Origin of the sequence: Desulfitobacterium dichloroeliminans LMG P-21439, assembly GCF_000243135.2 — a bacterium.
Taxonomy (GTDB): domain Bacteria; phylum Bacillota; class Desulfitobacteriia; order Desulfitobacteriales; family Desulfitobacteriaceae; genus Desulfitobacterium; species Desulfitobacterium dichloroeliminans.
The window spans coordinates 3,144,661-3,163,207 of the sequence record NC_019903.1; the positions used below are offsets into that span (position 1 = coordinate 3,144,661).

General features: G+C 45.1%; 18 protein-coding genes and 3 tRNA genes. 4 read left to right on the forward strand and 17 right to left on the reverse strand.

What is annotated here, in order from left to right; genetic code table 11:
* Positions 1 to 231: 231 nt before the first annotated feature.
* The 14 genes from DESDI_RS14955 to DESDI_RS15025 form a co-directional block, all read right to left on the reverse strand.
* Entirely contained in the window at positions 232 to 582 is a 351-nt protein-coding gene (locus DESDI_RS14955; protein ID WP_015263453.1) for a cupin domain-containing protein, read from the reverse strand.
* Between the two features lie 292 nt (positions 583 to 874).
* Entirely contained in the window at positions 875 to 2,254 is a 1,380-nt protein-coding gene (locus DESDI_RS14960; protein WP_015263454.1) for an FAD-binding oxidoreductase, read from the reverse strand.
* A gap of 19 nt (positions 2,255 to 2,273) precedes the next feature.
* Entirely contained in the window at positions 2,274 to 3,575 is a 1,302-nt protein-coding gene (locus DESDI_RS14965; protein WP_015263455.1) for an FAD-binding oxidoreductase, read from the reverse strand.
* A 61-nt stretch (positions 3,576 to 3,636) separates the two neighbouring features.
* On the reverse strand, positions 3,637 to 4,881 hold the full coding sequence (locus DESDI_RS14970; RefSeq protein WP_015263456.1) for a (Fe-S)-binding protein: 1,245 nt from the start codon (positions 4,879 to 4,881) through the stop codon (positions 3,637 to 3,639).
* Positions 4,882 to 5,209: 328 nt separating this feature from the next.
* Complete coding sequence (locus tag DESDI_RS14975; RefSeq protein WP_015263457.1) at positions 5,210 to 5,848, reverse strand: hypothetical protein; 639 nt, start codon at positions 5,846 to 5,848, stop codon at positions 5,210 to 5,212.
* Between the two features lie 284 nt (positions 5,849 to 6,132).
* Positions 6,133 to 6,915: an IclR family transcriptional regulator gene (locus tag DESDI_RS14980; RefSeq protein ID WP_015263458.1), complete on the reverse strand. Its 783-nt coding sequence runs from the start codon at positions 6,913 to 6,915 to the stop codon at positions 6,133 to 6,135.
* A 488-nt stretch (positions 6,916 to 7,403) separates the two neighbouring features.
* Positions 7,404 to 7,479 (reverse strand) — tRNA-His (locus DESDI_RS14990).
* A gap of 16 nt (positions 7,480 to 7,495) precedes the next feature.
* Positions 7,496 to 7,572 (reverse strand) — tRNA-Arg (locus tag DESDI_RS14995).
* A gap of 29 nt (positions 7,573 to 7,601) precedes the next feature.
* A tRNA-Pro gene (locus tag DESDI_RS15000) sits at positions 7,602 to 7,678 on the reverse strand.
* A 52-nt stretch (positions 7,679 to 7,730) separates the two neighbouring features.
* Positions 7,731 to 8,351, reverse strand: coding sequence for an XTP/dITP diphosphatase (locus DESDI_RS15005; RefSeq protein ID WP_015263459.1), 621 nt, complete (start codon positions 8,349 to 8,351; stop codon positions 7,731 to 7,733).
* A gap of 52 nt (positions 8,352 to 8,403) precedes the next feature.
* Positions 8,404 to 9,126, reverse strand: coding sequence for a ribonuclease PH (rph, locus tag DESDI_RS15010; protein WP_015263460.1), 723 nt, complete (start codon positions 9,124 to 9,126; stop codon positions 8,404 to 8,406).
* A gap of 104 nt (positions 9,127 to 9,230) precedes the next feature.
* Positions 9,231 to 9,887 (reverse strand): O-methyltransferase, encoded by a 657-nt coding sequence (locus DESDI_RS15015; protein ID WP_015263461.1) that lies wholly within the window; start codon positions 9,885 to 9,887, stop codon positions 9,231 to 9,233.
* Between the two features lie 176 nt (positions 9,888 to 10,063).
* On the reverse strand, positions 10,064 to 11,287 hold the full coding sequence (locus DESDI_RS15020; protein WP_015263462.1) for an HD domain-containing phosphohydrolase: 1,224 nt from the start codon (positions 11,285 to 11,287) through the stop codon (positions 10,064 to 10,066).
* Positions 11,288 to 11,330: 43 nt separating this feature from the next.
* Positions 11,331 to 12,578, reverse strand: coding sequence for a globin-coupled sensor protein (locus DESDI_RS15025; RefSeq protein ID WP_015263463.1), 1,248 nt, complete (start codon positions 12,576 to 12,578; stop codon positions 11,331 to 11,333).
* Between the two features lie 618 nt (positions 12,579 to 13,196).
* Here DESDI_RS15025 and DESDI_RS15035 point away from each other — a divergent pair.
* The 4 genes from DESDI_RS15035 (at position 13,197) to DESDI_RS15050 (ending at position 15,778) form a co-directional block, all read left to right on the forward strand.
* The gene (locus DESDI_RS15035) at positions 13,197 to 14,270 is read left to right on the forward strand and encodes a 4Fe-4S dicluster domain-containing protein (RefSeq protein WP_015263465.1); all 1,074 of its coding nucleotides are present in this window, start codon (positions 13,197 to 13,199) and stop codon (positions 14,268 to 14,270) included.
* A complete protein-coding gene (locus tag DESDI_RS15040) occupies positions 14,251 to 15,012 on the forward strand; it encodes a formate dehydrogenase subunit gamma (RefSeq protein ID WP_015263466.1) in 762 nt (253 codons plus the stop codon). The genes DESDI_RS15035 and DESDI_RS15040 overlap by 20 nt, the downstream gene beginning before the upstream one ends.
* 75 nt (positions 15,013 to 15,087) lie before the next feature.
* The gene (locus DESDI_RS15045) at positions 15,088 to 15,375 is read left to right on the forward strand and encodes an AbrB/MazE/SpoVT family DNA-binding domain-containing protein (protein ID WP_015263467.1); all 288 of its coding nucleotides are present in this window, start codon (positions 15,088 to 15,090) and stop codon (positions 15,373 to 15,375) included.
* A complete protein-coding gene (locus DESDI_RS15050; protein WP_015263468.1) occupies positions 15,368 to 15,778 on the forward strand; it encodes a type II toxin-antitoxin system VapC family toxin in 411 nt (136 codons plus the stop codon). The genes DESDI_RS15045 and DESDI_RS15050 overlap by 8 nt, the downstream gene beginning before the upstream one ends.
* Positions 15,779 to 15,877: 99 nt before the next feature.
* Here DESDI_RS15050 and DESDI_RS15055 read toward each other — a convergent pair whose 3' ends face one another.
* The 3 genes from DESDI_RS15055 to DESDI_RS15065 are packed head-to-tail and all read right to left on the reverse strand — an operon-like array spanning position 15,878 to position 18,160.
* Complete coding sequence (locus tag DESDI_RS15055) at positions 15,878 to 16,435, reverse strand: Fe-S-containing hydro-lyase (RefSeq protein WP_015263469.1); 558 nt, start codon at positions 16,433 to 16,435, stop codon at positions 15,878 to 15,880.
* 1 nt (position 16,436) lies between these two features.
* Positions 16,437 to 17,306, reverse strand: coding sequence for a fumarate hydratase (locus DESDI_RS15060; protein ID WP_015263470.1), 870 nt, complete (start codon positions 17,304 to 17,306; stop codon positions 16,437 to 16,439).
* 53 nt (positions 17,307 to 17,359) lie between these two features.
* The gene (locus DESDI_RS15065) at positions 17,360 to 18,160 is read right to left on the reverse strand and encodes an acyl-CoA dehydratase activase (RefSeq protein WP_015263471.1); all 801 of its coding nucleotides are present in this window, start codon (positions 18,158 to 18,160) and stop codon (positions 17,360 to 17,362) included.
* Positions 18,161 to 18,547: the final 387 nt, after the last annotated feature.

The window sequence follows — 18,547 nt, forward strand, 5'->3', positions numbered from 1 at the left end:
TTTTGATTCTCCGAATTCGGTTTTAGCGCTTTCATCTATAATTACGAGCCCATTATTCCTTTTTCGGGGGGGACAAAACTAATTTCATCTCAAAAAAATCATCTACTGGTGCAAGTACGTTAGCTTCGGAGCGCAAAAATGCTCTCAGCGAAGGGAGTGCATCACACCCCTTTTGCCAAGAGCATTAAGTTCATTAAGGTAAAGTTAAGTTTTAGTTATGTGGTTCTGCAATCAATCTAATCTTTCAGTTTGGACAGGTACAGGAGCTGCTACACCAATGAAGACGAAGCGATCCTTACCGGTGTTTCTCATGCCATGAGTTTGGCCTGGCTCAGCGAGAATCGCCATTCCTTTGGAGATAGGGACTTCTTTACCATCACCTGCAAAGTACAATCCAGATTCACCTTCAAGGCAAATCCATACATCATCAGCGTTGGGATGCATATGCAGGAATACTTCTTGTCCGGGTTCTAGGCACCACATAGCTGCTAGAGTCTTTCCAGATTGGTACACTACGACTTTTTGCGGCACATTGGCATCAAACTTCGCAAGTTCACCCAGATTAAATAATCTTTTTTCCATACGATCAACTCCCAATTTATTGTAGCCTTTAATTTTAAAAAGCTTCTAAATCATTTTAGCACAATACTTGTTTATTCTCTAGCTCGGTTATTAGACAGTAATTTGAGGCGCAACTCCAGGAATCACATAAGTCTAAATCAGAATAAATACGATGACTAGTATAAGACATTCTGTATAGTTGATCAGATAAGCACTGCGATGGGAGCTACCTAAAATAAGAAACCTAGTACAAGTCCGCAGGCCCTGTACTAGGTTTCTTTAGAGTTTTCATTGAAAACTGCAATTTATAAACTTATATAGAAATGATCTTTTCTGGGTTAAAGCGGTTAGCAGGGTCAAAGGTTCTCTTCAGCTTACGGAATGTTTCCATAGCTTCCGGAGTGAATTCCTTATCTAGATATTTTTTCTTAACAATCCCGATGCCATGCTCGCCACTCATAGTACCGCCGAGATCGACGGCCAGTTCACACAGCGCTTGTTCAGCAGCATGAACCCGCTCAACTTCATCAGGATTCCGTTGATCGAAGAGCACCAAGGGGTGAACATTGCCGTCACCAGCATGGGCTACGATACCGATAATCATATCGTAATCCTTAGCCACCTTGAGAATCCCCTCAATCGCTTGTGGAAACTTGTCTCTCGGCAAGGTAATATCCTGAATCGAATAGCAAGGCTTAACACGGGCAACCGATCCAAAAGCGACCCGGCGAGAGAGCCAGATTTGGTCTACTTCTGCAGCTGACTGAGCAATTTTGAAGTCCCTGGCATTTGCTTTCTCAGTGACGCCACGAATGGTCGCGATTTGCTCCTCCATATCTTCCGGATAACCATCGATTTCGATGATGAGAATAGCTCCCGCATCACGAGGCAATCCAGCATGACAATAATCCTCAGTGGTATTGATGAGCAGGTTGTCCATCATTTCTAACGTCGTGGGGATAATTCCAGCCGCAACGATGTCTGCAACGGTCTGAGAAGCCTCTTCTACCTTACTATAAACAGCCAACATCGTCTTTTTCGTGGTCGGCTTGGGTAAAATTCGCAGATATGCTTTGGTAACATACCCTAAAGTTCCTTCAGAACCGACAATGATACGGGTCAAATCAAGACCCGGTTCGCTTTTAAAGTTCCGTCCACCCGTACGAATAACTTTGCCATTGGGCAAAACGACTTCTAAGCCGAGAATGGAGTCACGGGTTACCCCATACTTAAAGCAACGAGGTCCACCGGAACACTCTCCGATATTACCGCCCAGAGTCGAAGCCTTCCAGGAAGAAGGATCGGGAGGATAGTAAAAACCGTATTTCTCGAGCTCTTGTTGCAGATCAAAGTTAACTACCCCTGGCTCAACAACGGCGACAAAATTCTCCGTATCAATCTCCAGCACCTTCGTCATCCGCGTGCAGTTCACAACGATTGATTTCTCTGAAGGGATCGTACCACCACTAACGTTGGTACCGGCACCCCGAGGAACCATCTTAATATTTTGCTCATTCATATATTTGACAAGTTCAACCACTTGATCGGTACTTTGTGGAAACACAACGCCCATCGCGTCACCGCTGAGCAATGTACCGTCATAGCCGTATGCGTAGAGCTCTGTGGGACGAGTCACCACATTTTTCTCTCCGACAATCTCTTGCAGTCGATCAATAATTGTTTGAGATAACATTTTCAGCCCTCCTTCTTTCTTAAGCCAACAGCTTTACACCTGGATTGAGAATACCGTTGGGGTCGAATTGCTTCCGCAGTCCGTCGAGCAGACCCGCTGTCTCCGACCACATCTGTTCATCATTAAACGCTTCACACATAAGCTTATGACCAAGGAGGCCAGTAACATTACCACCTAAGGACATAGCCATATCGTTTACTTTACGAGCAAGAGCCATTTTATCTGTATTCTCAGGCAGCAACAACATAACAGCTCCGAGAAGTCCTTCGACAACGACTCCGGGATAATCGCTTAGGGCACCGTTCATTGCCTTTAATTGAGCCAAGGCTTGCGGCATTTTCATAGGACCTACAGCAAATTCCAGAACACTTTCCGGTGCATTATTAATGGTTTGACGCACTTTAAGCCAGCCCTGAATAAGCTTTTCATAAGCTTCTTTGTCCGTGATGATTTGAACGTCCTTACCCCCGCCTAAGCAAAGAATAGCTTCGATTTCATTGGCCAGTTTCGTACCGGAATTATTAAAACCTTCCAAATCAATCAGAACCAGATGTCCTTCTCCCGGAAGAATCTCTTTAGCTAACGATGCACTCACAAGATTCATCCGGTCTGGATGAATGTGACGTTTAAGCAAGGTGCTGAATGTTTTATTGGCTTCTTCCATGCAATCAAAGCGGGCAACAACAGCCTTTTTCGCAGCAGGTTGAGGTAGAAGCTTGACTAAGATTTTCGTAAAGATGCCAAAGGTTCCTTGGCTTCCCACGGCAAAGTGAATAAAATCATAGCCGGAAACGTTCTTAATGCACTTATTACCGATGAACATAACCTCACCAGTAGCCATTACCATCTCAAATCCCATCATGAAGGTCCTCGTCGGACCATAGTTGAAGGATTTGGAATCCGCATCTCCGATGGCAAAGCAACCACCAACGGAGCTAGTATCCACTGCATAGGGCTCCACAGGGAATAAGTATCCATCAGCCTCAAGCTGTTGGACAAAATCCTGATGAAGCATACCCGGTTGTACAGTAGCAACGAAATTCTTGCTGTCAATCTCCAGCATTTTATTCATGCGGTTCATGATCAGAACGATTCCGCCCTCTAAATCCTTCGTATCGGCGACTAAACCGGCGACGGAGATTTTTACGTTTTGCGCATTGGCTAACTTGACGATATTAGAAACTTCCGCTGTATCTCCAGGGAAAACAACAGCCGTTGTCTTTCCATCTCCCTTAAGATATTGGGCCATATCCCCAGGATTGTCCAAGACATAACTCTCGCCGACAATCCCTTTTAACTCACTAATGATTGTATTGCTCATGACTACCCGCCTTTCCACTCATTTACTTAAAAGCATTCCTGCTTTAATGGATCTTCAGAATCTAGTCTTCGTAAGCTTTAGCCATCAAATCAGCTACGTGCATTACTTTTTGTTTTCCACCGGCCATATTGATTCCGCCTTGTAATCTCATAATGCAGGCAGGGCAGCTGGTAGCTACAACTTCAGCACCGCTGTCTTGAATGTTCTTGGCCTTTTGACGTGTAATATTGGTAGCCATTTCATGATAGAAGGCTTGGACCAGTCCGGAAGCTCCACAGCAACGATCGGCTTCGAACATCTCTATATATTCAACTCTCGGCAGGCTCTTTAACATCTGACGGGGTTGTGTTTTAACTTTGATGCCGCGAACCATATGGCATGGATCGTGGTAAGTTACCTTGACGGGAGCAGAATTATGGAATTTACTTTCATCCACCCCGATTTCAGCCATATATTCAGAGAACTCTTTTACTTTAGCGCAGAACATCTTTACTTTTGGCAGATAGGATGCATCATCAGCAAAGAGTTTAAGATAGTCTTCTTTTAGCATAGCTGCACAGGATCCACAAGCAGTAATGATGGCTTCAACATCTTTAGCTAGGAAAGTATCAATGGTTTTACGAGCATTCACTTTAGCCGTCTCGAAATCGCCATAAGCGTATTGAGGCAATCCACAGCACACTTGATCTTTGGGGATAATCACTTCACAGTCATTCTTGGTTAAAACTTTAACCACGGAATTAGCTGTATCATCAAGTGAAAAGTTTAAGAAGCAACCGACATAAAAAGCAACTTTATGCTTAGGTTGTGCTACAAGAATTCTTTCCGGTACTTGGTTAAGGAATGGGACGCGAGCCACATTCATTCCTTTAATATCGACACCACGGAAATAGTCCATACCGTCGACTTTTTTAAGGACATTCTTGCCAAGTCCACCAAAGAGCTTAAATGCCCGTTCAAGTTTATGCGGGTTGGCTAAGGTGTTAAGGGCATAAGACTTAGCAAAAGGTTTAACTCCTTTTCTGAGCTTCAGATCACGACGAGCTGCCATGACCAGTTCTTTAGCGCTGACTCCACTGGGACAAGCAACAGCACACTCTCCACAAAGCAAGCAGCTATTGATAGCATCCTCATAATCCGCGTCAGGCTCGATTTTCCCATCGACCACTGCTTTGATTAATTGGATTCTTCCCCGAGAAACCATTGGCTCAGCTCCATCAACTTTGTATGTCTTACAAGCAGTATGACAGAAACCACATTTGTTACACGTGTTTAGCATTTCATACTTTTCTGCTAAAACCCCCACTTTAATTTCCCCCTTCACTGTTAGATGGTCAGACCACCGATGCAAATAAATTGAACTGCGTATCAATTCAAGTCACTGAGACTATTATAACTCATCCATATTTTCTTTCAACCCATTGTGAAAAAGTTTATTTAATAATCTCAACATTCTACAAAACTTAGTAATATTTTAATTATCTGGACGAAATCTACATTTTTATATGCTATGAATAATTACGCAGCATTTCAGGTATAGGACATCAAAACGAGGCAGGAAAATCCCTGCCTCGCTAAGTTATGTCACTTATATTTTTGTTATTTAATGATTAATAAATAGGGTTATCCAGTAATTATTGAATAGTTATCACGGGAGATGGATAATTCTCACAGAATCGATGAAAGCCAAAAACATAGGCTGCCATTTTTTCAGGGCGGAGTTTGAACCAATTAAGAATGTTCATCCGCTCTCCAAAGCGATTTTCAGCGACAAACTCTGAGCTAATCCAACCACGGAGTTTCTCATCACCGAGGATCAGTTCCCACCCTAGCAGATTATTCCCCTTCTCGCATTGGGCAATCTTTAGTCCACACCGAGCATGGTAAATTTCAATTAGCTTTACAAACAGCTCAAACAAATCATCCTTAGTCTCAGCAGAGCTCAAAGGAAAGGCAAAATCCTTAGAAATGTCATCAGCCAAACGACTCAGGCCTCTTTCTACTGAATAGCGAGAGACAAGCGATGCCCTTAGGGTCTTATACCGTATAGTTCCCGTATTTAATTCAAACCGCAGGGGTTGTTCGAAACCCTCTAATTGCAGGAGGATTTCTTCCTTCTTTATCTGCCAAGTCCCTGAATAGCGCTTCAGAAAAAGATGAGCAAGCTGATAGGACAAAATCTGTGCCGCTACCTTATTCTCGTCTTGTAGGGAATAGCCCTGGCATTGTTTTACTGGATTGTAGCTCGGTACAGTTAATCTCATTGCATTCATTCCGTCACACTCCTTAATTTTTAGGCTTGGCTTGTCTCACATTATGAAACTACGTTTCATAGTTGCTTTAAAAAAAAGAAAAAAGGAAAGAGATAAGAAAAATAGAGAAGAAACAGGGTATACCATTGTGAAGCTGGCAAAAGCAATGCATCAAACAGATGTTGTTTCATTATTTGATACGTCGTTTCAATGTTTCTTGAAGCTATATTATCATCTCTTCCCCAGAAGGTCAATAGGGAATTTTCAAAAAATTATTATATTTATTCGTTCGATTTTAGCATAGACTACATTCCTGGACCCCGGAAATAGGCATATCCTAATTTAGCAGAAATAATCTCGCCGCTCTTCTTCATTTCTTGACCAATCGAGTCAATTCCCTTTTCTCTCATGCGAGCAGCCGGTCCTGAAACACTAATAGCTCCAATCGCCCGTCCTGAGAAATCATAGATAGGAGTACCCAGACAAATAATACCAATCTCGTTCTCTTCATATTCTACAGAAATCTGGGTCTGACGAATTTCCTCTAGATTCTTGATGAGCTCTGCTGGCTCGACCATTGTATGCGGGGTAAAGCCCGGCATTCCCTTGCTCTCGAGAATTCTCACGACTTCCTCATCAGGCATAGTGGAAAGAAGAGCCTTCCCGACCGCAGTACAATGCATAGGTGCGCGTCGACCGACTTTAGAACGCATACTAACTACGTGTGAGCTTTCCCTTTTATCAATATAAACGACTTCACCGTCATCATGAAGCACTAAGTGGACCACTTCATCAAGTTCCTTGGCCAAATCTTCTAAAACAGGTCCTGCCACCTTGCGAATTTCAAGATCATTGAAGAAACGAATTCCCAACTCCACAATTTTGATTCCTAGCTTATAGCGTTCACTGTTCTTCTCCTTTTCTACATAACCTCGATAGCATAAGGTTTGCAGAATTCGATGCACAGTACTTTTGTGTAGACTAATTCGGTTCCCTATTTCTGTTACTCCCAAAGGTTCCTCAGTATGGGCAAGAACTTCTAAAATATCCAAAGAACGTTCCAACGTTTGAACATATTTTTCTGCCACTTAAAAAATCCTCCAATCAGGTATAAAGTTTCATCAATCAAAACTCTGTTTCGCTTACTCACTCATTGACTAGTATGACTTTTTTAAAAACTTTAGTCAAGTCATGAATCCCAAGTTTTTCGTATGTATCAAAAAAGCACCAGATATCTGGTGCTTCACCTTCGTTATTGGGGTGGATGAGGGGACTTGCTCCGCTCGCTTTCGCTCGCTATCACGCCGGGGCGGGAAAACCCTCCCAAAGGTCGGCTTTTCTATCTCCGCCCGTTCAAGTCCCCTCATCCCTTTTCATACAAAAAAAGCCGTGCGCTGCACGGCTTTTGCTTTCGTATGGGGTGGATGAGGGGACTTGCTCCGCTCGCTCTCGCTCGCTATCACGCCGGGGCGGGAAAACCCTCCCAAAGGTCGGCTTTTCTTTTTCCGCCCGTTCAAGTCCCCTCATCCTTATTCGTACAAAAAAAGCCGTGCGCTGCACGGCTTTTGCTTTCGTATGGGGTGGATGAGGGGACTTGAACCCCCGAGTGCCGGAGCCACAATCCGGTGCGTTAACCACTTCGCCACAACCACCACGTTAAAGTTTAAATGGTGCGCCTGGAGAGATTCGAACTCCCGACAACCTGCTTAGAAGGCAGATGCTCTATCCGACTGAGCTACAGGCGCCCAATAAAGGGAGCTCGAACATCGAAAATTGGTCGGGGCAGAGGGATTTGAACCCCCGGCCTCCTGCTCCCAAGGCAGGCGCGCTACCAAACTGCGCTATACCCCGTTTTCGTGACAATGATTATTCTATCTGATTCGATTACTATAGTCAAGCACTTTTAAAAGTTTTCTTTACGAGTCGTATGCCTTTGCGCAATTTCCTTTAAAACCGGGATAGCGTTTAATAACGCCTGTGCTCGATGACTGATTTTATTCTTTTGACACAAATTAAGTTGAGCCATGGTTCGCCCAAAATCCGGCAAATAGAATAATGGATCATAGCCAAATCCTTCTTTGCCACGACGCTCATTCAAAATCCGTCCCTCTACCGCACCCTCAGTTAAAAATTCTTCTCCAGCTGGGGTAGCAATGACTAAAGCACAACGAAAGCGCCCAGTGCGTTGGGCTTCTGGTACCCCTTCCAGCTCATTTAATAACTTATCATTGTTTTTATCATCATCTTTAGATTCCCCCGCATAGCGCGCGGAATATACCCCAGGAGCCCCATCTAGGGCGTCCACTTCTAGACCGGAATCATCCGCTAGTGAGATCAGCCCTGTACGCTCAGCTGCAATTCTCGCCTTCATGGCCGCATTTTCAGCAAAGGTCACTCCTGTTTCCTCGACCTCTTCCCAATCCTCGATATCCTCTAATGAAATCACCTCTATATCTTCTCCCGAAAGAAGATCCTGAAGCTCTTTTACCTTACCGAGATTTTTCGTTGCTAGCAAAACCTTCATAACCAACCTGCTTTCAATCCCTCTAATAGTCACACACTGTTCATTAGGTATTCTACAGCACTTGAAGAGCCGCTTTTTGCTCGCGGATTAACTCGTGGATTCCCTTCTCCGCTAGCTCTAAAAACTTATTTAACTCTTCACGATCAAAGGGAATATCTTCAGCGGTACCTTGTATCTCTACAAATTTCCCTTGCCCGGTCAACACCACATTCATATCCACTTCAGCTTTAGAATCCTCTTCATAAGCAAGATCCAAAAGAGCCACCCCACCGACTTTTCCCACAGAAACCGCCGCTAAGGAATCAATGATTGGGTTTTCTTTTAATAAACCTTTGGTCAGAAGATAATTCACCGCATCGACTAAAGCTACATAAGCTCCGGTAATCGAAGCCGTACGAGTCCCTCCATCAGCTTGGATAACATCACAGTCCAGCCAGATGGTCCGCTCTCCCAGCTTTTTGAGATCGACAACGGAACGCAGCGCTCTCCCAATCAAACGCTGAATTTCCATGGTTCGGCCTGTCAGCTTACCCTTGCTGGCTTCACGTTGGTTGCGGGTTTGAGTCGCTCGCGGCAGCATAGAATACTCAGCTGTAACCCAACCGACTCCGCTACCCTTTTTAAAAAGAGGCACCTTTTCCTCCACTGTAGCGGTGCAAATGACTCGGGTCATGCCCACCTCGATAAGAACAGACCCTTCAGGAATACGAGTATACCCTCGAGTAATTTTTATAGGTCTAAGCTCAGATGTCTCGCGACCATCGAATCGTTTCATATTTCTACCTCTTTTCAGTAATTTGCTTACTCGTTGGATTACTTATTATTAGATCTATGACCTATGGCTTATCCATTACTACTCTCTATTGTAGACAGGAAAAGTCAATTTGAAAAGTCCCTTCGTAAACTTACCGCTAACCCATCCCCTAAAGGAAGGATACTGGTTTGAAACTCGGGGTTCTGATTCAGTCGACTTAAAAACTCCCGTAAATGACTGACCATGCGCTCATACTTAGGAGCATATTCAGCACCCGGCACCACCCACCCACGAAAGAGCACATTGTCGACGACGAGGATCCCCCCCGCACCGACCAAAGGTGTGACCAATTCCAGATAATCCAGATACTCTCCTTTAGCCGCATCCACGAACACAAAATCAAATTCGCCCGCCTGGAAATCTGGCAATAGCTTGCGTGCATCCCCTAGGAGAACCTGAATCTTCGCTGACACACCACCACGTTTAAAATATTCTATGGCTCGAGTCCCTCGATCAACATTCATATCAATCGTCGTAATTTTCCCCTCACGATTCTCCAATCCCTTAGCCAACCAAAGGGTAGAGTAACCGATAGCTGTCCCTACCTCAAGAATCCGTGATGCACCACTAACCTTAACCAACCAAGACAAAAAATTCCCCACAGGGGGGGTAACAACCGGGATAGTCTCCTTTAGAGCCTGCTCCTCCATCTCTAGGAATAATGGCTCCCGCTCGGGCAACAAATCTCCTAGAAACTGTTCTAACTCAAAAGAATAAAACACCACTACACCTTCTTTAAAAGAATCTGAACGAGCCTTTCCTTAGTGAGTATCATAACCCCAAAATAAAAAAATAACAATTCTGCCTCATAAGAAAGGACAAAGGCTCCCTGTCCTTTGTCCCAACGTGTAATATTCCCATCATGAAATTTAAAAATTCAATTCGTCCCAGTAGTGATCTAGAGCAAAATTTTACGCGCCCGTTCCATGAGGTTAGAATCTACGGAGGTACCCACACCCCGCCCAATGATTTCGAGAGCCTTTTCAGCGCTGAGCGCCTCTCGATAAGGACGATCCTCAGTTAATGCAGTAAACATATCGGCTATGGTCATGAGGCGTGCCCCTGTGTTTAGTTTCTCCTCAGAGATACCAAAGGGATACCCTTGCCCATCCAAACGCTCATGATGGAAAGCCGCCCATTGAATCACATGATGGGGAAACCCTGCCCCAGCCAACAGATGATACGTGTAATAGGTGTGAGTCCGAATCACCTCGACCTCATGGGATTCAAGGGGTCCCGGCTTATCGAGGATTTTCTTGGGCACGGAAAGCTTGCCCAGATCATGCAGCAAACCGGCGATTCTAATCGCTTTGCAGGCTTTTTTATCCCAGCCAATCCCGATTGCCAATCTCTCGACATTAGAAGCCACATCTTGAGAATGGCAGGCTGTAAAAGCACTCTTTTGGTCAATTAGTCTAGCAAACGTTTTCGCCAAGATATACGTTTGCTTATCATCAATTCTAGAGGTGGACCAGATATCCCATTGATCAAAAAGAAGATCCAAGGAAACCTGAAGCAGGTCTTGGTGCTCTAAATCCAGCCAAAAAGCTTCTGTCTTAACCAACTTTAGAAAAGGAGGGACAACCTCCGCATAGAGGCTTCTTCCTTCATGCTCTTTGACCCACTGGATTAGCTTCCCTCGTTCTTCCCGGTTAAGCACCTTCCGCGAAAGATTCACATCCACCTTATCCGCGAACGAAATGATTTTTGCCACGAGGCTCACCTGGGATGGATCAGCCTTCAAGGCCGCATAGTTACGATGAGGGGCCTCATGATGGTGAAGAATAGCCTCGGATAATATCTCCCCCTCCGGAAAGCGCTTGATAATCTCTGCTCCCAGAAGAGCATGCTCCTTCATCCAATAAGGAATTCCATGGAATTTATGAAATCCCCCCACCGCACCGATATCATGCATCAGACCGGCGATGAGCAGGCGAACCAGCTCATTATGGGACATCCCCAGGGTCAAGCCAATTCTTAAACACATGTATCCGACCCTCTCCCCATGCCTCATGCCAATAGGAAGATTCTGCCCGATCACTATCTCTTCATCCACTAGGGCAAGATCTAATGCTTTAGAGAAGTTCCACATTCTGCGGATGTATAAAGCCTCTGATCTCACAATATCCCTCTCTCCCTCGGATTATGTTCCTATCTAAATATCCCTATTCTCTTAAGCCCATGTGAGCTAAGGAAGTAGCAGAATTAGCCACATCCTCGGAAGCTGCCCCAATCTGTCCAGCTGTCATGGTCAAAGCATCAATTTGCGAAGCAATCTCGCGAACTTGTTGAATACTGGATTGTATAGCCGACATGATATCCCCAAAGCGATCGACCACTCCATGCGCCTCAGCCGCCGCTTCATGCATGGCCTTCGTGGTATCTTCAATGACCTTGCTCACCGCAGTTGTATTTTGCCGAGTCAAAGCAATCATCGAACTAATTTCTTTAACGGATTGCTCTGAATTATTGGCAAGTTTTTTCACTTCCTCTGCCACGACCCCAAAGCCTCTTCCTGATTCACCGGCTCGAGCTGCTTCAATAGCCGCGTTCAGAGCCAAAAGATTGGTCTGCGCAGCAATCTCTTTAATCACGTCGGTAATATTAGCAATCCGAGCCGAACTGTGGTCAAGCTCCGTCATCTTTTCCTGCATCTTTTCGGACATACCCGCCAACCCAAGAATCCGCTCCGAGATTTGTTGAATCTTCTGAGCCCCTTCTTGAGCGAGACTGTCCACCTGACGGGAAAACTCTGCGGCATCGCCGGCGTTGTGAGAGATTTGCTCAGTAGCCTCATGCATTTGAGCTGCCGAGGCTGCTGTTTGTTCCGAGGTTGCTGCTAAGGCTTGACTGGCTTCACTGACTCGACGCTGGAGAAGATCAATCTCCCCGTAGGCTTTTTCCAAATCATCCTTTTTATCTATTTCAGCCATATAGGACTGTATGTAGCTGGCCATAACCACCTGTTGGTCAAAGCTAAAAATGCGCAGGACAGCTAAGCTTAAACGCATCGCTTGCTCCGGTTTCTTACGGTAATGAGCAAAAATTCTCGGTAAAATTAAATCGAAAAAAGTCTGGTACGAACTCAAGTAAACAAAAGGTGGTAAATTAATGCGCTTATGAGTATTGCCGATTTTAATCCGCCCATTAATATACTCTTCAGTAATCGTATCTGGGAAAATGGATAATAGATAGTTTCTTTGTAAACCTCTAAGCCGTTCTACAGATGAAAATTCATTGATAATCCCACCGAGTCGAGGAAGCTTCATAATATGAGCATAAAATTCGTCGACGATCTGGTCGACATCCCTCTCCATAATAGGCTTGAAATCCTTTAAGAGATTCAACTGATCCTGGTCTAACCTTAAAAGCTTTATGGATTCACTAATGTCGAATTGTTGGAGATTCGCCATCTCTTTGCCTCTTTTCATCTAATATTTGCATTGTTCAGCAGATTTCTTAGATTTATTACTTATTATTACTTCTTTCAAAATAACGAAATTCCTGCAGGACATATTACCTACAGGAATTTTTTAAAAATATTTACTTCTATTAACTACTTCCATATTATCTATATCCATTGTATCAGCAAGCTGCTGTAGAAAGGTCCACGGTAAGGTTCGCTTTAGGACGCAAGCGCACGATGGTCCCATCACTGGTGATTCTATATACCGTAATACTACCTTCATTTTCCACAGTCCACTCATGGCAACATTCTCCGCAAAAGTATCTTCCTCGGTTAATCTTGCCAGTCTCTCTCGAACTACACATTGGGCACACACTCAAACCAGCCAACTCCTCTCAACCGAACTCCAAGCCAGTATACCTATCCAGATAGTATTATATCGTATAGTATAACAGACAATTCTTAACTTCCTCTTAAGAAAGTGTGAACTTTTGGTGAACAAATGTAAATATCGACCAAATGCGAGCAATTCTCTAGAAAGCATCACTAAATTTTTCCCTTGCAATTCCCCACAAGGTATGATAAAAAAATAAGAGAGTATTAAATACCTATAGGGGGTATCCGTATGAAAAATAAAATTTCTCGCCGCGCCTTTCTCAAGCGGACTTCAGCCGCTAGCTTATTGGGCGCACTTGCCGCCACTGGCTTTAGCCCATCCGTTCAAGCTTCCGAACTGACTAACGAAAAACTAGGAACTTTAATCGATCTTACCCAATGTGATGGCTGTAAAGGCAGACCCACCCCACTTTGCGTGACTGCCTGTCGCCAACACAATCAAAATCGCTTTCCCGAGCCGCAGAAACCTCTCAAAATGTATTGGCCACAAAAAAAGGTAGAAGACTGGTCCGGCAAAAGAGAGCTTACCTCCCGTCTTACACCTTACAATTGGACCTTTGTTGACAACGTCAAAGTCGAGCACAACGGCCTTGAACACGATGTCCATGTTCCCAGACGCTGCATGCATTGTGATAACCCCACATGCTTGAAACTCTGTCCCTTTAGTGCGATTACCAAAGAGAGCACCGGGGCCGTGTCCATCGATGATGAAATCTGCTTCGGAGGAGCAAAATGTCGCGATGTCTGCCCCTGGGGTATCCCCCAACGCCAAGCCGGGGTGGGTCTCTATCTTCAGATCGCTCCTGATCTGGCAGGCGGTGGTGTTATGTATAAATGCGATCTCTGCAGCGACCTCCTCGCGGTCGGAAAGCAACCCGCTTGCGTCCAAGCCTGTCCCCAAGGAGCATTAACCATTGGCCCTCGTGAGGAGATAAAAGCACTAGCCCATAAAAAAGCCCAAGAGATAGGCGGTTATGTTTATGGAGATCAAGAAAACGGCGGCACTGCCACCCTCTATGTCTCCAGCGTCCCCTTTGACAAGATCGATAAAGCTATCAAAGCTGATAAAAAGGAGAAAAAAGACACATCTCCCGGACGCCCAGGCATGCCCGTAAAGGTCGATAATTACCTTGAAAGCGAAAAGGGATTATTCCACAGCGCTATCATCGCCCCCTTTGCCGGTGCAGCAGCAGCAGGCATAACCGCCTATCGGACCCTCAAGGGTAAGCCGATCAAAGACATCACCTCATCCCCTGTTAATCTGCGAGAGGAGGAAGAAGAGCATGACCACAACGAAAACTAAGGGAAAAGAGGGGAAGGTCTTACGCCAAAGTGCTATCAATCGCTTCGTTCATTGGGCAACAGCCCTCTCCATCTTCATATTAATTCTCACCGGCCTCGGTCAAATGCCCCTCTACAATCGGTATAATGTTACCAAGCTTCCCGGGGCAGAATGGCTCGGCGATTACTTCATCACGATTGGCCTTCATTACCTGGCAGCGGTTCTCCTCATCTTTATCACCTTCTATCACCTCATTAATGCCTTTATTCGCAAAGAATTTGATATCTTCCCTCGTCGTGGGGATCTAAAAGAATCCTACCTTATTATCAAAGCCATGTTCACCAAGGGCCAGGAACCCCCCTCTCATAAATATCTAGCCGAGCAACGCCTAGCCTATCTATTTATCGGCGGTAATGTGCTCCTGCTCATCCTTACCGGGTTAATCAAAATGTATAAGAATGTTCCCGGTGTGGAGCTGTCGAGTTCGCTTCTCTATTGGACTACAATGCTTCATAATATCGGAACAGTCTTACTCATCCTCGGCATTGTCGGCCACCTAGCGGCCTTCCTCATCAAGGAAAATCGCGCCCTGCTACCTGGAATGTTCACCGGTTATATCGACCACGACTATGTAAAACATCGCCATAGTCTTTGGTATAAGGATCTTCAGTCGCAAGATAAGGTCCAGCCCCAACCAGATGCTAGCCTTGGTCTCTCAAGTAAAAATAACACTCATATACCTGCAAAATCTTCATCCATGTAGCCATTTGGTAAAACTTGACTCCTCTTAGAGTATTACTTATAATATAGGTAATACTCTAAGAGGAGGTTTTTTATTATGGCAAAGCAACTTCTTTCTGGAAAGTTAACTAGTAAAGGCCAACTCACTATCCCAGTCGAACTAAGAACCCTTTTAAACATCAAAGAAGGAGACCGATTGGCTTTTGTCTTAGATGAAAATGATAGAATTATTGAAGTTCAGCCCAAAACAAAGAAATCCATCCGCGAAGTCATGGGAGTATTGAAATCCACCATGAACGTTGACGCAGATGAAGCAATTGGTGTGGCTAGGGCGGAACGGGCAAAAGAAATTTCAGCCAAATCGAAGGAGTTAAGGGATGAATAAGGCAATGATAGTCGACACTAACATTCTTATTCGTTTATTTACGAAGGATGATGACCCCCAGATTGAGCAATTAGTTCGGCTTATGGAACAGGGCGATATAGTATTTCACGTGCTATCCATTGTTCTAATAGAAGCCTATTGGGTCTTACACAAGGTATATAACTTCAACAAGGAAACGATATTGCGAGTCTTTGAGGACTTTATCGAAGCTGACGGAATTGAGCTTGATGAGGAAGGTTTAGTACAACGTATCCTTGCTCGTTTCCGAGGGGTAAATGTTGATTTCGTTGATATTTACTTAGCTGAAAAATCGAGAAGCTCAAGGTTGCCGGTATTAACTTGGAATGCTAAGGATTTTAGAAAGTTAGAATGTGAGTTTTACAGACCGCAAGATTTAGTATAACTATCACCATAGGTGTCATAATTTAAAACAAAGAAATTTATCAAACAAAATGAGAAGGACGCCAGTTTAAACTGCATCCTTCTCATTTTGTTTTTGCCATTATTTTTTGCGATACTTGGCCTTGCCTAACTCGTAAAGATTGTTACCCTTTTGATCGATAACCACCATCACCGGGAAATCCTTGACCACTAATTTACGAACAGCTTCGGTGCCTAGTTCCGGATAAGCTATGACCTCCGCAGAAATAATTCGCTTAGCCAGCAGTGCCCCGGATCCTCCGATAGCTCCGAAATAGACTGCCCCATGGTTCTTCATAGCTTCAATGACCTCAGGCGAACGCAGACCCTTACCGATCATTCCCGTCAAACCCCGTTCAATCAGCTTAGGTGAATAAGCATCCATGCGCCCACTGGTCGTCGGACCAGCCGAACCAATCACCTGGCCTGGCTTGGGCGGAGTAGGTCCCACAAAATAAATCACTTGATCACGCACATCAAAGGGGAGTTCCTCACCTCGGTCTAAGGACTCCACCATCTTCTTATGAGCAGCATCACGACCAGTATAAAGTACTCCGCTCAGCAGGACGCTGTCTCCCGCGTGAAGTCCAGCCACTTTATCCTGTGTTAAAGGAAGTTCTACACGAATCGGTTCACCCATCTTATAGCGCACCTTCCTGTCTGCCCTTTAAAACAACTTCCTTATGTCGGGCGGCATGACATTGAATATTCACGGCAACCGGCAAGGAAGCAATATGGGTAGGATAGACCTCTAATTGAACCCCAAGAGCGGTATTCGTTCCCCCAAATCCTTGCGGACCAATCCCTAATTTATTCACCCTCTGGAGAATCTCTGCTTCGATAGCTGCTAAACGCTCTTCAGGGTTGGGCACCCCCACATTGCGGAGGAGGGATTTTTTAGCCAGATAAGTAGCCTTCTCCATGGTTCCTCCGATACCGACCCCGACGATAATCGGCGGGCAGGGATTTCCACCGGCACGCTCTACAGTATCCACTACGAACTGTATCGCCCCTTCCAACCCATCGGAAGGCTTACACATTTTCAAAGCACCCATATTCTCACTACCTGCTCCTTTGGGTGCTACCGTAATCTTCAGCTCATCACCATGCACGATATCGTAATGAATAATCGCCGGGGTATTATCCCCGGTATTCACGCGCTCGAAGGGATCCTTCACCATGGATTTACGCAGGTAGCCCTTTTCATAGCCTCGGCGGACACCTTCATTTAAAGCATCCCCTAAGGCCCCACCCGTGACCATGACCTCCTGTCCCACTTCAACAAAAATTACGACCATACCTGTATCCTGGCACATAGGAACCCGCTCTTCATGGGCTATGGTGGCATTTTCAATCAAGCGTTCAAAAACTTCACAGCCCAAAGGAGATTCCTCCGTTTGCAAAGCCTCCCTGAACTTGTGCATCATATCGTTCCCAAGATTATAATTGGCTTCGATACAAAGCTTTTCCACCGCATCGGTGATTTCATCCACATGAATAACCTTCGGCATCGTCACTGACAACCCCCTTCGCAAACGCTTTCTTTCCCGACAATCCTCTATAGTTACTCCTCATTCTCCTCCAGTTCCTCAAATCCATACACCGCACAGCCAATTGCCCCATTAAATTGGGGTTGCTTAGGTACGACGATTTCTTTCCCCGTTCCCTCTCGCAAGAGCTCCCGAATCGCTTTGCTGTGGGCCACTCCTCCCGTAAATACGATGACTTCGCTAGTATAATTACGAAGAAGGGGTAGAATGCGCTTAACAATGGTCTCATTGACCCCCGCAGCAAGTCGCGACAAAGGTTGCCCTTCCACAATCTTACCGATCAATTCGCTCTCCCCAAACACCGCACAGGTCGAGTTCAATATCACAGGGTCCACCGAATGCTCCCCTAATTCCTCGAGGGTCATCCCTATGACATGAGCCATGTTCTCCAGATATCGTCCCGAAGAAGCCGCACATTTATCATTAGTCTGAAAATCCAACATCCGCCCTTTTCTAACCTTAATAATCTTGCTGTCCTGACCACCAAGATCCACCAGGGTGAAGTCCTCCAGCCCCGTCTGAAATATCGCTCCCTTAACATGGGCTTTCAATTCCGGAATCGTCTCCCCCCCCGCTACCTCCAGGGTATTACGCCCATAACCCGTCGAGATAATACAATCCACCTCAGGTAACCCCAAGGCCTTAAAGTCAACAGCTAGCTTACCCTGAACCTTTCGCCCATATTCCCGATAAAATTTAATCGTATCCAACCGGTCCAAACGCCTAATCTGCGGAAGCTCCCCAGCTAAAGAACACTCCATCACCGCAATCTTAACGCTTCGACTCCCCAAATCAATCCCACATACCAAAGCCATTCAAACATTACTCCCCTATATTTTTTACCATAATCACCACTACTACGACTGCCACTGCTACTCCTACTGCCACTAATGCTGCCACAACCAAAACTACTAGCTTTAGCTGGTAGAAAATCTAAATCAAAGCATCCTAGGATCTTGCTCTACCGAGATCAATCCCACACACCAAAACCAACTACTGCCACTGCTACTCCTACTGCCACTGCTACTCCTACTGCCACTAATGCTGCCACAACCAAAACTACTAGCTTTAGCTGGTAGAAAATCTAAATCAAAGCATCCTAGGATTTTGCCCTACGGAGATCAATCCCACATATCAAAACCAACTACTGATACCACCACTGCTACTACTCCTGCCGCCACTAATGCTGCCACAACCAAACT

What these genes read in the sequence shown, in the direction of transcription:
- DESDI_RS15005 (WP_015263459.1), bottom strand. Translation starts at nt 8,351, where the DNA reads ATGAAGGTTTTGCTAGCAACGAAAAATCTCGGTAAGGTAAAAGAGCTT.
- DESDI_RS15060 (WP_015263470.1), bottom strand. Translation starts at nt 17,306, where the DNA reads ATGCCGAAGGTTATTCATGTGGATGAAATCACCGATGCGGTGGAAAAG.
- DESDI_RS15025 (WP_015263463.1), bottom strand. Translation starts at nt 12,578, where the DNA reads ATGGCGAATCTCCAACAATTCGACATTAGTGAATCCATAAAGCTTTTA.
- DESDI_RS15040 (WP_015263466.1), top strand. Translation starts at nt 14,251, where the DNA reads ATGACCACAACGAAAACTAAGGGAAAAGAGGGGAAGGTCTTACGCCAA.
- DESDI_RS15045 (WP_015263467.1), top strand. Translation starts at nt 15,088, where the DNA reads ATGGCAAAGCAACTTCTTTCTGGAAAGTTAACTAGTAAAGGCCAACTC.
- DESDI_RS15035 (WP_015263465.1), top strand. Translation starts at nt 13,197, where the DNA reads ATGAAAAATAAAATTTCTCGCCGCGCCTTTCTCAAGCGGACTTCAGCC.
- DESDI_RS14955 (WP_015263453.1), bottom strand. Translation starts at nt 582, where the DNA reads ATGGAAAAAAGATTATTTAATCTGGGTGAACTTGCGAAGTTTGATGCC.
- DESDI_RS14965 (WP_015263455.1), bottom strand. Translation starts at nt 3,575, where the DNA reads ATGAGCAATACAATCATTAGTGAGTTAAAAGGGATTGTCGGCGAGAGT.
- DESDI_RS15065 (WP_015263471.1), bottom strand. Translation starts at nt 18,160, where the DNA reads ATGGCTTTGGTATGTGGGATTGATTTGGGGAGTCGAAGCGTTAAGATT.
- DESDI_RS14960 (WP_015263454.1), bottom strand. Translation starts at nt 2,254, where the DNA reads ATGTTATCTCAAACAATTATTGATCGACTGCAAGAGATTGTCGGAGAG.
- DESDI_RS15050 (WP_015263468.1), top strand. Translation starts at nt 15,368, where the DNA reads ATGAATAAGGCAATGATAGTCGACACTAACATTCTTATTCGTTTATTT.
- DESDI_RS15055 (WP_015263469.1), bottom strand. Translation starts at nt 16,435, where the DNA reads ATGGGTGAACCGATTCGTGTAGAACTTCCTTTAACACAGGATAAAGTG.
- rph (WP_015263460.1), bottom strand. Translation starts at nt 9,126, where the DNA reads ATGAAACGATTCGATGGTCGCGAGACATCTGAGCTTAGACCTATAAAA.
- DESDI_RS14975 (WP_015263457.1), bottom strand. Translation starts at nt 5,848, where the DNA reads ATGAATGCAATGAGATTAACTGTACCGAGCTACAATCCAGTAAAACAA.